The sequence below is a fragment of the Oceanibaculum indicum P24 genome (genome assembly GCF_000299935.1).
GTDB classification, from domain to species: Bacteria; Pseudomonadota; Alphaproteobacteria; order Oceanibaculales; family Oceanibaculaceae; genus Oceanibaculum; species Oceanibaculum indicum.
In genome coordinates this window covers 57,330-72,212 of sequence record NZ_AMRL01000018.1, presented here as the reverse complement: position 1 = coordinate 72,212, position 14,883 = coordinate 57,330, and the positions used below count along the sequence as shown (strand labels likewise).

Below are 14,883 nucleotides of genomic sequence, written 5' to 3'. Positions count from 1 at the left end.
GATTTTCGGGGGGCAGCTCACAGACAGATTACTAAACGCTGCCATTGGGTGGCACAGTCCTACCTAAAAGCATTTGCTGCCGATGAAGGCAGGCGACGCATCTGGCGATTTAGCAAGAATGATGGGGAACCTGAGCTGAAGCGTATCGACAAGGTAGCCGTGAGGTTTCACCTCTACGCACCGCTTAGGGCTGACGGCCGGCGAGACGACGCATTGGAGAAGAAGCTCGCAGAACTGGAGAGTTTTTTCGGCGATCCGGTGTGGAAGACGGTCTGCAATGACTTCCCCGATTTTTCGTGGCAGCCATTGCGCAAGATGGTGGCTCTGTTGGCAGCAGTGACCTGGCTACGCACGCCCCGGCAATTCGAGTTCTGGAAATCCATGCACCAGCAATTTATCGATTTCTTCTCCCAGCATGACACACTTCCAGATGAAGTCATCATCGGCGACCGTCGTGTGGAATTGGATCACAGTTCCTGGCCCCATTACCGGGACGCCACCGAAGAGGACATGAAGCAAGCGTGGAATGCTTGGGTTGGGCAAGCGACTAGTATCGCTCAAATTTTCCTCAAGATGCGCTGGGCCATTCTCTTCAGCGACAATCCAGTTTTTATAACGTCCGACAACCCGGTACTGCTCGGCGATACCATCGGCCAGCATCGCGGATTGAAGCATTCCGAGGCTATGGTGACATTCCCCCTCAGTCCTACCCGCGTACTGATCATGGACAATCGCCACAGTGAGCCAGATGCCCATTTCTATCCGCTCAATCACGATCCCGCCTCGACCAATATGCTTATTTGGCGGAATGCCATCGAGCATATGTTTTCACCAAGAGACCCCCATCAAGTTTTGGCAGAAATGATCTCGAACGCTGAGCGCGGCACTGACCTCGTTTAACGATAATCTAAAATTATAACCCAGTTCTCCGCTTCGCTCCCACCGGCACGCCAACGCTTTTTACCCTATATATTTTAATAACTTAGAGACCCGTGTGGGAACTCGTGTGGGAACTCACGGGCAGCCATTTTTTGGCGCATTGAGTTGCTCAAATCCGCTTCGTATGAGCGTGTGTGACTTTGCGTGCTCATTTAACTAAGTCCCTCGTCACCTGGCTTGCCTGTCCTTAAAACCTCTAGGATGAAGTCCAGCCGGACCAGGGAAGGGGCATCTCAATGATTCGAGAAATCGCCGATGACGCGACAGCGCCTGCTGCCGTACGGGCGGTCTATGACGACATCCGGCAGGTTCTGGATACGCCGGTGGTCAATCTGGTCTATCGCCGTCTGGCAGGCCAAGGCAATGAGGTGCTGCGGCAGAGCTGGCAGCTGCTCCGTCCCGCCTATAGGGATGGCCGGATCGCGCAGCATGCCGCGCCGCTGGCGTTAATCGTTCAGGAAGCGGCAACCGTACCGACGCCTGCTCTGCCGGCGGTGCTGCTCCCGGAACTGCCGACGGTTCGTGCGGTTATCGCCACCTACAACGCCAACAACGCACGAAACCTCGTCGCCTTCAGCGCGCTGCTGGGGCTGACGCCCGGTCGCATGGATTGGCCGCCTTTGCGGGAAACCACAAGCCGCACGGATGCAACTACAGCCATCTCCATTCCGGCCCTGCCGGCGTTTGCAACGCTGCCCGACTCGCTTCAGCACAGCATTCATCGGCTGAACCTGTTCGGCGATACCGGCGAGGAGGGCGCGCCGGTCGCCAGCCTCTATGTCCACCTGTCGCACTGGCCGGATATGCTCGCCCATATTGAACTGATCCTGCAGCCCTTGCACGAGGCGGGTATGCTGACGCGCTGGCGGATCGAGACGTCCGACCGTGCCGCGTCAGCGCCGCTGTCCGACCTGCGGGCTCCGGCGGCGTTGCGGGCAGCGCTGGAGCCGGTACTGGGCGCGCTGGTCCGCCGGACGATCCCGAAGATGGTGCCGATCGGGACGCTCCTCAGCCGGGTATTGACCCCACACCCCTAGAAATTTGCGCTATTGCGTCTAGCGCGAAGTGCTATTGGCCTTGTGGTGGAATGATTGCGTAAATCTTCCCACCTCCCGCATGCCTCTGCCACCCACCTCGACCGGGCTGTCTTATTTCCTATCTCGGATACTGATCCGGAAACAGGTTGGGCAGGTAGGGACTCCAGGCCGGCCTGTCCCTGTATGTGCCGGCGTGGCCACCGCTGATCCTGGCGAGTTCTTCGTCCGTCAGCCCGGCATTTTGCTGACTGGTTGCGGCCAGTTGCTGTTGGATATCTGCTGGCTCCAGAGCGATGCCCTCTGCGTGGGCGATTTCCAGCAGAATCGTGACCGCGTCCGGTTCGCTCGCTGCCGCCGTCAGCCGTTGCTGATGGGCCGGGGAATTCCCGATGGCGTTGTGCAGTTGCTCCAATAAGACATTCTTGTCCATGCCTCACCTCCCAAATCCGGTAAGGCAAGGCTACCCCTATGGTGGGTACTGCGCTCTACATTCCGTCCCGGTCTTATGTGCAATTTGTCCTGCAATGCGCAGTTTGCGGATGACTCCACAAATTCATCCATAACCCTTTGAAATGTCACGAAACCAACACCCGACCGACATGCGAGCTTAATCAACAGCGGCCATGGTGCCCAAGGCACGCCATTCGGGCGCGCCGATCCTTTTCAAGGCTGGAGGGCATCATGCAGTTCCCCTTTCTCAGCCGACGGGCCGCGCTTGCGCTGGGCCTGTCGCTGACCACGACCCTTTCCGTCGCCGCGCTGATGGCGTCCGGCACCGCCCGCGCCGATGACCGCCCGGTGGTGCGCGTTGCCGTGCAGCAGGTGGTGAATTCCGGCGCACTGACGCCGCTGCGCGAACAGTCCAATGTCGGCGCGCGCATCTTCCCGATGATCTTTTCTCCGCTGATCGATCTGGACCGCCAGGGCGATCTGGCGCCGGTGCCGGGCCTCGCCGAATCCTGGAAGCGCATCGACGACAAGACGGTCGAGCTGAAGCTGCGCCAGGGTGCCACCTTCCACAATGGCGATGAGGTGACGGCCGAGGATGTGGCCTTCAGCTTCGGCAGGGAGCGCATGTTCGGCGACAAGCCGCCGCGCCGCGCCGGCCAGGACGACAAGACCATCAAGTCCGACGACAGCAAGACGCTGTTCACCACCACCAATACCCAGACCGGCCCGGAGCTGCCGCCGGAAGTGCCGGCCATCGCGCGCCGTCTGTGGCCGTCGCTGGAGCGGGTCGAAGTGGTGGACAAGTACACCGTGCGCTTCGTGAACGCGGTACCGGACGTTACCATGGAAGGCCGCCTCGCGCGCATGGGTTCGCAGATCATCTCCAAGCGCGCCTTCCTGGAAGCCAAGGACTGGATGAGCTGGGCGCGCAACCCGGTCAGCGCCGGCCCGTTCAAGATCAAGGAATTCCGCCCGGATAACGTGCTGGTGCTTGAAGCGCACGACGCCTACTTCAACGGCAAGCCGACCGTGAAGGAAGTGCGCTACACCGTGGTGCCGGAAGTGCCGGGCCGGGTGAACGGCCTGCTTTCGGGCGAATATGATTTCGCCAGCGACATCCCGCCGGACCAGATCGCGACCATTGAGGCGAACGACAAGTTCGAGGTTGTCGGCGGCCCGGTGCTGAACCATCGGCTGATCGTGTTCGACAAGAACCATCCGCAGCTGGCCGATCCGCGCATCCGCCAGGCGCTGACCCACGCCATGGACCGCCAGGCCATCGTCGAGGCACTGTGGGGCGGCCGCACCAGCGTGCCGAAGGGCCTGCAGTGGGAATATTACGCCGATATGTTCCATGCCGATTGGTCGGTGCCGGAATATAATCCGGAACTGGCCAAGAAGCTGGTGAAGGAGAGCGGCTACAAGGGCGAGCCGATCCCGTTCCGCGTCACTAACAACTACTACACCAACCAGGTGCAGACGGCGCAGATCCTGACCGAGATGTGGCGCTCCGTGGGGCTCAATGTCGAGATCCAGATGAAGGAGAACTGGCAGCAGATCTTCGACCGCAACGAGCCGCGCGCGATCCGCGACTGGTCGAATTCCGCCCCGTTCAGCGATCCGGTCAGCTCCATCGTCAACCAGCACGGCCCGAACGGCCAGCAGCAGCAGGTCGGCGAATGGACCAATGAGGAGTTCAACAAGCTCTCGGGCGTGCTGGAAACCTCGACCAACCACGAGGAGCGCCGCAAGGCCTTCCGCCGCATGCTGGAAATCGCCGAGCGCGAGGATCCGGCCTACACCGTCCTGCACCGCAATGTCGTGTTCTACGGCAAGCGCAAGGACATTGAGTGGAAATGGTCGCCGACCTTCGCGATGGACTTCCGGGCGGACAATATCCGCTACAAGAAGTAAGCGTGATGAGTACGCTCGACTTCGTCGGGCCGAATGGCGGCGCGGCGGCGGTGCGGGGCATGACCCCGGCCGCCGTCGCGGCGCGACCGGCCGGAACGACGACAGGCGGCGATCCGCTGGTGCGCATTGCCGGCCTGACCGTTGCCTTCGATGATGGCAAGCGCCATGTGCCGGTGTTGCACGGCATCGATCTTGAGGTCCGCCCCGGCGAGGCCATCGGCATTGTCGGCGAATCCGGCTGCGGCAAGTCGGTCACCTGGCTGGCGGTGTTGCGGCTGCTGGGCAAGAAGGCAAGGATCGGCGGCACGGTGTCGCTGGGCGGCACGCCGATTACCGATTTCTCCGACCGGGCGATGGCGCGCATCCGCGGCAAGCGCATCGCCATGATCTTTCAGGACCCGGCATCCTCGCTCAACCCGGTGCATCGCATCGGCCAGCAGCTCACCGAGGCGCTGGCACTGCATCGCGGGCTGAGCGGACAGGCCGCGAAGGCGGAGGCCGTTCGTCTGCTGGACCGGGTCCATATCCCCAATGCAGGCCAGCGGCTGAACGCCTATCCGCATGAACTGTCCGGTGGCATGAACCAGCGCGTGATGATCGCCATGGCGCTGGCCGGCGAGCCGGACCTGCTCGTTGCGGACGAACCGACCACGGCGCTGGACGCCACCATTCAGGCGCAGATTCTGGACCTGCTGCGCGAAATCCGCCGTGACAGCGGCATGGCGCTGGCGCTGATCTCGCACGATCTGGGCGTCATTGCCGATATCTGCGAGCGCGTCATGGTGATGTATGCCGGTCGTGTCGTCGAGGCGGCACCGACGAAGCAGCTCTTCGCCAATCCCGGCCATCCCTATACGCGCGGATTGCTGGCGGCACTGCCCGATCTCGATGCGCCGCAGCGCCGGCTGGAGGCGATCCCCGGCACCGTGCCGGAACCGGGCAAGCTGCCCACGGGATGCAGCTTCCGTCCGCGCTGCGCCCATGCCGACGAAGGCTGCGCCGCCGAGGTGCCGGGACTCGGTTTCATCGAAAAGACCCACCAGGTCGCCTGCCTGAAGGTGGACAGCCTATGAGCGATCTCCTGACTGTCGAAAACCTGACCCGCCATTTCCCGGTGCGTGTGCCGGGCGAGGGGCTGGGCGGGATGTTTGGCAAGCCAGCCACGCTGAAGGCGGTGGATGGCGTCTCCTTCTCCGTGGACTCCGGTCGTACGCTCGGCGTTGTCGGCGAATCCGGCTGCGGCAAGTCCACCACGGCGAAGCTGGTGCTGGGGCTGCTGCCGGCCACATCCGGCGCGGTGCGGTTCGAGGGCGGGCAGGTGCCGGCGAAGCGGAACAAACAATGGCGCGCGCTGCGCCAGCGCATGCAGATGGTCTATCAGGACCCGCTGGGCGCGCTGGCCCGGCGGCTGCCGGTAGCGGCGCAGGTGATGGAGCCGCTGACCGTGTTCAAGATCGGCACCCCGGCGGAGCGGCGCGAGAAGGCGCGTGAGCTGATGGCCGCCGTCGGTCTGACGCCGCATCTGTTCGAGCGCTTCCCACACGAGCTGTCTGGCGGGCAGCGCCAGCGCGTGGTGCTGGCCCGGGCGCTGATCCTGGAGCCCAGCCTGCTGGTCTGCGACGAGCCGATCTCGGCGCTGGACGTCTCGATCCAGGCGCAGGTTATCAATCTGCTGCTCGATCTGCAGGAGCGCTTCAACATCGCCTTCCTGTTCATCAGCCACGATCTGAAGGTGGTGCGACAGGTCAGCCACGAGGTGGCGGTGATGTATCTGGGCCGCATCGTGGAGCAGGGCGATCCCGAGGTGCTGTTTCAGGAGCCCGCGCATCCCTACACCCAGGCGCTGGTCTCGGCGATCCCGTCGCCCTGGCGGCGCGAGGGCTACCAGCGCATCGTGCTGGAAGGCGATCCGCCCAATCCGGTGAATGTGCCGTCGGGCTGCGCCTTTCATCCGCGCTGCCCGCATGCGACATCCGCCTGCCGGGAGATCGCGCCGCGCCTGGCCGATATCGGCGGCGGGCGTAAGGCGGCCTGCCATCTGCTTTCCCCCATCGGCACGGCATAAGGAGACGGTTCATGCTGCGCTATCTCGCCTCGCGCGGGGCGCGGGCCCTGATCACCATCTTCCTGGTGCTCAGCTTCGCCTTCGTCATCCTGCGCCTGTCCGGCGATCCCGCCCTGCTGATCCTGTCGCCCGACGCGCCGCCTGAAGCGCTGGAGGCGTTCCGCCAAGGCTGGGGGCTGGATGCCCCGTTGTGGAAACAGTATCTGGGCTATTTCGTGAATATTCTGGAGGGCAATCTCGGCCAGTCGATGCGCGATGGCCGCCCGGCCATCGATCTGGTGCTGGAGCGCATCCCGGCGACGCTGGCGATCACCCTGCCGGCCTTCGCGCTGAAGCTGCTGATCGGCATTCCCGCCGGCATCTTCGCGGCGCTGAACCGCAACTCGCTGATCGACCGGCTGGTGATGAGCCTGTCGGTCGCCGGCTATACCGTGCCCAGCTTCGTGCTGGGGCTGGTGCTGGTGCTGATCTTCGCGGTCAATCTGGGCTGGCTGCCCAGCGGCGGCTATACCAGCCCGATGCACGCCATCCTGCCGGCGGTGACGCTGGGCATGGGTGGTGCGGCGGTGCTGGCGCGCTTCACCCGTTCGGCGATGCTGGAGGTGCTGGGCCAGCCCTATATCCGCACCGCCTCGGCCAAGGGTCTGGTGTGGCGGCTGGTGGTCACCGGCCACGCGCTGCCCAATGCGGCGATCCCGACCGTCACCATCGTCGGCTTCATGGTCGGTAGCCTGATCGCCGGCGCCGTGGTGGTGGAGAGCGTGTTCTCCTGGCCCGGTGTCGGGCGGCTGCTGGTCTCCGCCGTCGCCAATCGCGACCTCGCCGTGGTGCAGGCCATCCTGCTGCTGGTCGCGGCCTGCATGGTGACCTCGAACCTGATCGTCGATGCGCTGTATGGCTGGATCGATCCGCGCCTGCGCAGCGGACGCACCGTGAAGGCGGGAGGCTGACCATGGCCAGTATCGAAACTACGTCACCCGCCGCCGAAGCGGCTCCGGCCGAACGCGGCAAGCTGTCCCGCTTTCTGGAGGTCTATCCGCCGCTGGTGCTGTTTGGCGGCGCCTGGATCGTCGCCATGCTGGCGGTGGCGCTGCTGGCCGATGTGCTGGCGCCCTATACCTTCAGCGCGCTGGACCTGAAAGCGCGGTTGGCGCCGCCGGTGTTCATGGGCGGCACATGGGCACATCCGCTGGGCACTGACGAGCTGGGCCGCGACGTGCTGTCCCGGCTGATCGTCTCGATCCGCATCAGTCTGCTGATCGCCTTTGCCAGCACCATCATCTCCGCCACGCTCGGCGTGCTGCTGGGCTTCCTTGCCGCGCATTTCCGGGGCTGGGTGGAGCAGGTGGTGCTGACGCTGATCGACTTCCAGGCTTCCATGCCCTTCATGATCATCGCGCTGGCGGTGCTGGCCTTCTTCGGCAACACACTGACGCTGTTCATCTGCCTGATGGGCTTCTATGGCTGGGAGCGCGCAGCCCGCATCGCGCGCGGCCTGACCATCGCCGCCAACGAGCAGGGCTATGCCGCCGCCGTGCGCGATATCGGTGCGTCGCCCCTGCGCGTCTATGGCGTGCATGTGCTGCCGAACATCGCCAGCACGCTGATCGTCAGCGTGACGCTGACCTTCCCGGAGGTGATCTTGCTGGAATCCGGCCTGTCCTTCCTGGGCCTCGGCGTGCAGCCGCCGATGACCAGCCTGGGCAATATGGTCGGTTATGGCCGCGAGTATCTGCAATCGGCGCCCTGGATTCTGCTGGCGCCCAGTGCTGTGATCGTCCTGACGACCTTCTCCATCAGCATGGTCGGCGACTGGCTGCGCGACCGGTTGGACCCGACCCTGCGTTGAACCTGAGGCAAACATGAGCAAGCGCAAGAATGTGCTGTTGATCGTCGTCGATCAGTGGCGTGGCGACACCCTGCCGATGCTGGGCCATCCCCTCATCAAGACCCCGAACATCGCGGCACTGGCGGCGGAGGGGGTCACCTTCGCCCGGCACTATACCCAGGCCGTGCCCTGCGGTCCGGCGCGGGCCAGCCTGCTGACCGGCCTCTACATGATGAACCACCGGGCGGTGCAGAACACCATCCCGCTGGATGCGCGCCACACCAACGTCGCCAAGGAGGCGCGCAAGAAGGGCTATGACCCGGCCATCGTCGGCTACACCACCACCACGCCGGACCCGCGCGAGGTCGCGGCGGAGGATCCGCGCTTCAAGGTGCTGGGCGATCTGATGGATGGCTGGCGTCCGGTAGGCTCCTGGGGGCTGAAGATGGAGGCCTATTTCTCCTGGGTGGCGGCGAACGGCTACAAGCTGCCGGACAATCCCTGGGATATCTGGCTGCCGCAGGATCTGGCGCCGGGCGAGATCGGTGCCACCCGGAAGCCCAGCCGCATTCCGGCGGAGCTGTCGGATACGGTGTGGTTCACCGACCGCGGCCTCGACTATATCCGCGGCGCCAACAAGAAGCCCTGGTTCCTGCATCTGGGCTATTGGCGCCCGCATCCGCCCTTCGCGGCGCCTGCACCCTATCACGACATGTTCGACCCTGCCGACTGCCCGCCGCCGGTGCGTGCCGCCAGCGTGGAGGAGGAGGCGAAACAGCACCCGATGCTGCGCTTCTATCTGGAAAGCGTGAAGCGCAAGAGCTTCTTCGAGAATGGTGAGGGGCTGGGTGCGGACATGGACGAGGGCGAGGTGCGCCAGATGCGCGCCAGCTATTACGGGCTGATGGAGGAGATCGACGTCCATCTCGGCCGCGTGTTCCAGCATCTGAAGGACAGCGGCCAGTGGGACGATACGCTGATCATCCTGACCTGCGACCATGGCGAGCAGCTGGGCGACCATCACCTGCTGGGCAAGCTCGGCTATTTCGATGGCAGCTTCCACATCCCGATGATCGTGCGCGACCCGGATGCCAGCGCCAATGGCACGCGCGGCCAGATTGTCCGGCAGTTCACCGAATCGGTCGATCTGATGCCGACGGTGCTGGAGTGGATCGGCCAGGACTGCCCGCGCGCCTGTGACGGTCACTCGCTGCTGCCCTTCCTGCGCGACGGCGGGGCGCCGGACACCTGGCGGCGCGAGGTGCATTACGAGTTCGATTTCCGCAATGTCTTCTATTCCAAGCCGGAAGAACCGCTGGGCCTGACCATGGACCAGTGCGCGCTGGCCGTGGTGCAGGACGAGAACTGGAAGTACGTCCATTTCGCGGCCCTGCCGCCGCTGCTGTTCGACCTGAAGAGCGACCCCGGCCAGTTCCACAATCTGGCCGAGGACCCGGCCCATGCGGCAACCGTACGGGACTACGCCCAGCGCATGCTGAACTGGCGGCTGACCCATGCCGAACGCACGCTGACCGGCTATGCCGCCACACCGGAAGGGCTGATGCTGCGACTGTAAGCCTCACTGCCCTGTTCGACGGCGGCAAGTCCGCTATAACAAGGGGATGAGCGACAGGCCGAAGCGCACCCATCTGGATCAACTCGTCGGGGCGGAAGGAGCCGGCGCCCGCCGGGCGGCCCGCATGGAGGTGCTGGCGGCACTGCTGTGGATTCCGGCGGCGGCCCTGCTCGCCATGGCGATTGACGGGTTGGTCTTCGCCACCAGCGGGGCGGATGATCTGCCGTTCTACCTGGCCGGCTTTCTGGCCATCGCCCTGCTGCGCGGCCTGCTGGTGATGCAGGCCACGCGGCTGGCGGATCGCTCTTCGCTGCGGGTGCAGGGCCGGCTGCGCGACGCACTGGCCAGCGCGCTGGCGCGGCAGTCGCCCTTTGATACCGGCCGCGTGGCGACGGGCCAGGCCGCCGCGACGCTGACCGACCATGTGGCGGCGCTCGGTCCCTGGCTGACGCGCTATCAGCCCTCCCGGCTGAAGGTGATGCTGGTGCCGGCCATCATCGCGCTGGCGGTGCTGCCGGTGTCCTGGGCGGCGTCTATCGCCTTGCTTCTGGCGGGGCCACTGATCCCGATCTTCATGGCGTTGATCGGCCAGCGGGTGCGGATCGCCAGCGAGCGGCAGCTCTCCGAACTGGGTACGATGAATGCCTATCTGCTGGACCGGCTGCAGGGGCTGACCACAATCCGTCTGCTGGGGGCGGGCGGTCAGGCGCTTGCCCGTCTGGAGCAGGCCGCGCAGGCCTTACGCATCGGCACCATGCGGGTGCTGCGGCTGGCCTTCCTGTCCTCGGCAGTGCTGGAGCTGTTTGCGGCCGTCGGCGTGGCGCTGGTGGCGGTCTATGTCGGCTTCAGCCTGCTGGGCTATCTGCAGTTCGGCGCCTATGATGCGCCGCTGACGCTGGCCGAGGGCCTGTTCATCCTGCTGCTGGCACCGGATTTTTTTCTGCCGATGCGGGAATTCGCCGCCAGCTATCACGACCGCGCCACCGCCGAGGCTGCTGGCAAGGCAATTGCCGGCATTCTGGAATCCGACAGGCCGGCGCTGCTGGGCGAGGGCGCGGCGGCGGTGCCCCTGAACGGTCCGGCACGCATCCGTCTGACCGGTGCGCGATTCGGCTATGACGGCACCCGCCCGGTGCTGGCAGGGCTCGACCTTGATATCCCGTCCGGCGAAAAGCTGGCGCTGGTCGGGCCCAGCGGGTCGGGCAAGTCCACGATTCTGGCACTCATCGCCGGATTGCTGCGCGCCGATGCCGGGAGCGTGGAGGTCGCCGGGCAGGCGCTGACCGACGAGACCGCCGATGGTTGGCGGGCGCGGCTGGCCTGGGTCGGGCAGCGGCCTTACTTCCTGCATGGCAGCCTGCGCCGGAATCTGACGCTGGGGCATCCGGATCGTGCTCTGGGTGAGATTGCCGACGCTCTGCAGCTTGCCTCGGCCGAGTCTGTGGTGGCGCGGCTGCCGCGTGGAGATGCCACCTTGCTGGGGGAAGCCGGGCAGGGCATCTCCGGCGGGGAGGGGCAAAGGCTGGCAGTCGCCCGTGCCGCGCTGCGTGGGGCGGACATTATCCTGGCCGATGAGCCGACAGCGCATCTGGATGCGGAAACCGCCCAGGCTGTGGCGGACGGGCTGTTCCGGCTGGCCGAGGGGCGCACGCTCATCCTTGCCACCCATGACGAGGCGCTGGCCGCGCGCTGCGACCGGATCGTGAGGCTGCATCCGTGAGGGCGCTGCGCGCGATATTGGGGTTGTTCTGGCGCAAGGACCGGCTGTGGTTCTTGATCGGCCTCGCGCTGGCCATCGTCAGCCTTGTCGCCGGTATCGGCCTGCTGGCGCTGGCCGGCTGGTTCATCGCCGCCACCGCGCTGGCCGGGGCGGCGGGGCTGGGCCTCGCCTTCAACTTCTTCAGCCCCAGCGCCGGCATCCGCTTTCTCGCCATCCTGCGCACCGCCGGGCGCTATGGCGAGCGGCTGGCGACGCATGAGGCGACACTCCGCTTCCTGGCGAATTTGCGGGTGACCGTGTTTGCCAATCTCCTGTCACGGGACTTTGCCCAGCTGGCGCAGATACGGGGTGGCGATTTCCTGCAGCGGCTGACCGGCGATATCGACCTGCTGGACGCGCTTTATCTGCGCCTGGCCGTGCCGCTGCTGACCGCGCTGACAGTTATTGTCGCCTTGGTCGGGCTGCTGCTGATATTCGATCCTTGGCTGGCGCTGGGGGGCGGGGCGCTGCTCGGCCTGGCCGGCATCCTGTTGCCTGCGCTGCAGGGCTATGCGACCCGGCGTGCCGCGCGCCGTCTGAACGCGGGCGAGCGGGCCTTGCGCCTGCGCACGGTCGATCTGTCGCGCGGACAGGTGGAGCTGGCGATGGCTGGCAGGCTGGCGGCGCAGCGGGACGGCATCGCCAAAGCGCACGCCATGGCCGAATCGGCCGCGCTGGATATCAGCCGGCGGGAGAGTCTGGCGGGGGCCAGCCTGTTCGTCGCCGGGCAGTCGGCGCTGGCCTTCGCCCTGTGGCGCGGTGCCGTGCTGCTGCGCGATGGCGTGATAGATGGCGCGCTGCTGGCGATGATCCTGCTGCTGGTGCTGGGCGCGACGGAGGCACTCGGCCTGTTGCGGCGCGGCCTGCTCGAACTGGGGCGTACCATCCTGGCGGCCCGGCGCGTCGGACCCTATACGAAGGAGGGTGACCAGCAGCCGGTATCTTCCGGCTTGGTGCCGGAGGGGCCGCTGCGGCTGGAGGGGCTGGCGTTCCGCTACGCGCCCGACCGCCGCCCGGTGCTGGAGGGTATCACCGCGGACATCAACCCTGGCGAGATCGTGGCGCTGGTTGGCCCCAGCGGGTCGGGGAAATCGACGCTGCTGGGGCTGGTCGCCGGCATGCATGCGCCAAGTGCAGGACACATCCTGATCGGCGGGCAGCCGCTCGACAGCATCGCGCAACCGGATTTACGGCGGACGGTCGGGCTTCTGGGACAGCGCACCGAGCTGTTCCGCGATTCCATCGCCGGCAATCTGCGCCTTGCCAGCCCCGATGCCGACGATGCGGTACTTTGGGATGCGCTGCGCCGCGCCGGGCTGGAACCGGCCGTGCGGCGCCTGCCGCTGGGGCTGGAAACTGTGCTGGGGGATGAGGGCAGCGGCCTGTCAGGCGGCGAGCGGCGCCGGCTGGCGCTGGCCCGGCTGATCCTCACGGACCCGGCGATCTGGCTGCTGGACGAGCCGACGGAAGGGCTGGACCGGCCGATGGCGGCTGCCGTCCTGGACGATATTCTCGCTGCGGCGGCCGGCAGGATCGTGCTGCTGGCAACCCACCGCCCGGAAGAGGCGGCCAAAGCCGGTCGTCTCCTGCGCCTCGATATGGCAAGCTGACAGGACGCTAACCGGACTGGACAAAATGTCCCAGGGCGAAACGGTCGCATGGGCTTTCAGGGAAAAATCGTCCATGTAATCTGCAAAGCTACACAGATAGGTCCGCCATGGAACTTGATATCGTTGCGCTGTCTCGCCTGCAGTTCGCCATGACAGCGATGTACCATTTCCTGTTCGTCCCGCTGACGATCGGTCTGTCGATCCTCCTCGCCATCATGGAAACCGTTTATGTCATGACGGACCGGCCAATCTGGCGGCAGATGACGAAGTTCTGGGGCACCCTGTTCGGCATCAATTTCGTGCTCGGCGTGGCAACCGGTATCACCATGGAGTTTCAGTTCGGTATGAACTGGAGCTATTTCAGCCATTATGTCGGCGATGTGTTCGGCGCCCCGCTGGCTATCGAAGGGCTGATGGCCTTCTTCCTGGAGGCGACCTTCGTCGGGCTATTCTTCTTCGGCTGGGAGAAGCTGTCGAAGCGCCAGCATCTGATGTCCACCTGGGCGGTCGCCATCGGCTCTAACTTCTCGGCGCTGTGGATTCTGATCGCCAATGGCTGGATGCAGAATCCGGTGGGTGCTGCCTTCAATCCGGAGACCATGCGGATGGAGATCGTCAGCTTCTACGAGGTGCTGTTCAACGAGGTGGCGCAGGCGAAGTTCGTGCACACCGTCTCCGCCGGCTATGTCACCGCCTCGATATTTGTGCTGGGCGTCAGCGCGCTCTATTTGCTGCAGGGCCGGCATGTCGCACTTGCCAGGCGGTCGATGGCGGTGGCGGCCAGCTTCGGCCTAGCCTCGGCGCTGAGTGTCGTGGTGCTGGGCGATGAGAGCGGCTATGCCGCCACCCAGCACCAGCGCATGAAGCTGGCTGCGATGGAAGGGATGTGGCGGACCGAGCCGGCGCCGGCGGGGTTCACCATCATCGGCTTCCCGGACCAGGAAGCGCGCGAAACGCATTACGCGATCCATGTGCCCTATGTGCTGGGCCTGATCTCCACCCGGTCGCTCACCCGCGAGGTGCCGGGCATCGAGGAGCTGGTGCAGGAATCCGAACGCCGCGTGCGCAGCGGCATCCTGGCCTATACCGCGCTGAACGAGATCCGCAGCAATCCGCCGGGCGAGACACATCCGGCGATTGCCGCGCAGTTTGAGGAGAATGGTCGTAATCTCGGCTATGCCTATCTGCTGAAACGCTATGTCGATGACCCGGCGGCGGCGACACCGGAACAGATCGAACAGGCCGCCTGGGATACGGTGCCGGCGGTGTTCCCGCTGTTCTGGTCGTTCCGCATCATGGTCGGGCTGGGTTTCTTCTTCATCCTGCTGACGGCGACCTTCTTCTATCTCGCCACCAAGCATCAGCTGGAAAGACGCCGCTGGCTGCTGTGGGTCGCGGTCTATTCGATACCCTTGCCCTGGGTCGCCGCCGAGCTTGGCTGGTTCGTCGCCGAATATGGCCGCCAGCCCTGGGTGATCGAGGGCATGCTGCCGACCGCCTATGCGGTCTCGCAGCTCGGCATCGGGCAGGTACTGTTCACGCTGGCAGGGTTCGTCCTGTTCTATTCCGTGCTCGCGGTGGTCGAGGTGATGCTGCTGGTGAAGTACATCCGCAAAGGACCGCAGCCTGACGGCCCGCTGGATGCCGAGGGCATGCAGCGCCGCCCCACACTCTCTCCCGTTCCGGCACCGGCGGAGTAAAGACC

At 65.2% G+C, this 14,883-nt stretch carries 12 protein-coding genes; 11 read left to right on the top strand and 1 reads right to left on the bottom strand.

Annotated features, from left to right (window positions below):
• Positions 1–900 (top strand): DUF4238 domain-containing protein (locus P24_RS13515; RefSeq protein ID WP_008945296.1); only part of this gene is annotated, 900 nt, incomplete at its 5' end.
• A 275-nt stretch (positions 901–1,175) separates the two neighbouring features.
• Complete coding sequence (locus P24_RS13510) at positions 1,176–1,976, top strand: hypothetical protein (protein ID WP_008945295.1); 801 nt, start codon at positions 1,176–1,178, stop codon at positions 1,974–1,976.
• A gap of 118 nt (positions 1,977–2,094) precedes the next feature.
• Here P24_RS13510 and P24_RS13505 read toward each other — a convergent pair whose 3' ends face one another.
• A complete protein-coding gene (locus tag P24_RS13505; RefSeq protein ID WP_008945294.1) occupies positions 2,095–2,406 on the bottom strand; it encodes a hypothetical protein in 312 nt (103 codons plus the stop codon).
• 251 nt (positions 2,407–2,657) lie between these two features.
• On the opposite strand from P24_RS13505, the gene P24_RS13500 reads away from it, so the two are divergent.
• The 9 genes from P24_RS13500 to P24_RS13460 all read left to right on the top strand — a co-directional run bounded on the left by P24_RS13500 (position 2,658) and on the right by P24_RS13460 (position 14,878).
• On the top strand, positions 2,658–4,340 hold the full coding sequence (locus tag P24_RS13500) for an ABC transporter substrate-binding protein (protein WP_008945293.1): 1,683 nt from the start codon (positions 2,658–2,660) through the stop codon (positions 4,338–4,340).
• A gap of 5 nt (positions 4,341–4,345) precedes the next feature.
• Positions 4,346–5,413, top strand: coding sequence for an ABC transporter ATP-binding protein (locus tag P24_RS13495; RefSeq protein ID WP_008945292.1), 1,068 nt, complete (start codon positions 4,346–4,348; stop codon positions 5,411–5,413).
• Positions 5,410–6,405 carry an ABC transporter ATP-binding protein gene (locus P24_RS13490; protein ID WP_008945291.1) on the top strand — a complete coding sequence of 332 codons (996 nt, stop codon included), beginning with the start codon at positions 5,410–5,412 and terminating at the stop codon, positions 6,403–6,405. Before P24_RS13495 ends, P24_RS13490 begins: the two co-directional genes overlap by 4 nt.
• A gap of 11 nt (positions 6,406–6,416) precedes the next feature.
• The gene (locus tag P24_RS13485; RefSeq protein ID WP_008945290.1) at positions 6,417–7,355 is read left to right on the top strand and encodes an ABC transporter permease; all 939 of its coding nucleotides are present in this window, start codon (positions 6,417–6,419) and stop codon (positions 7,353–7,355) included.
• A gap of 2 nt (positions 7,356–7,357) precedes the next feature.
• Complete coding sequence (locus tag P24_RS13480) at positions 7,358–8,254, top strand: ABC transporter permease (RefSeq protein WP_008945289.1); 897 nt, start codon at positions 7,358–7,360, stop codon at positions 8,252–8,254.
• 13 nt (positions 8,255–8,267) lie between these two features.
• Positions 8,268–9,809, top strand: coding sequence for a phosphoric/sulfuric ester hydrolase PehA (pehA, locus tag P24_RS13475; RefSeq protein ID WP_008945288.1), 1,542 nt, complete (start codon positions 8,268–8,270; stop codon positions 9,807–9,809).
• Between the two features lie 46 nt (positions 9,810–9,855).
• Positions 9,856–11,529 (top strand): thiol reductant ABC exporter subunit CydD, encoded by a 1,674-nt coding sequence (cydD, locus tag P24_RS13470; protein WP_008945287.1) that lies wholly within the window; start codon positions 9,856–9,858, stop codon positions 11,527–11,529.
• A complete protein-coding gene (cydC, locus tag P24_RS13465; RefSeq protein WP_040707760.1) occupies positions 11,526–13,178 on the top strand; it encodes a thiol reductant ABC exporter subunit CydC in 1,653 nt (550 codons plus the stop codon). Before cydD ends, cydC begins: the two co-directional genes overlap by 4 nt.
• Before the next feature lie 107 nt (positions 13,179–13,285).
• Positions 13,286–14,878, top strand: a complete 1,593-nt coding sequence (locus P24_RS13460) for a cytochrome ubiquinol oxidase subunit I (RefSeq protein WP_008945285.1) — start codon at positions 13,286–13,288, stop codon at positions 14,876–14,878.
• Positions 14,879–14,883 lie beyond the last annotated feature (5 nt).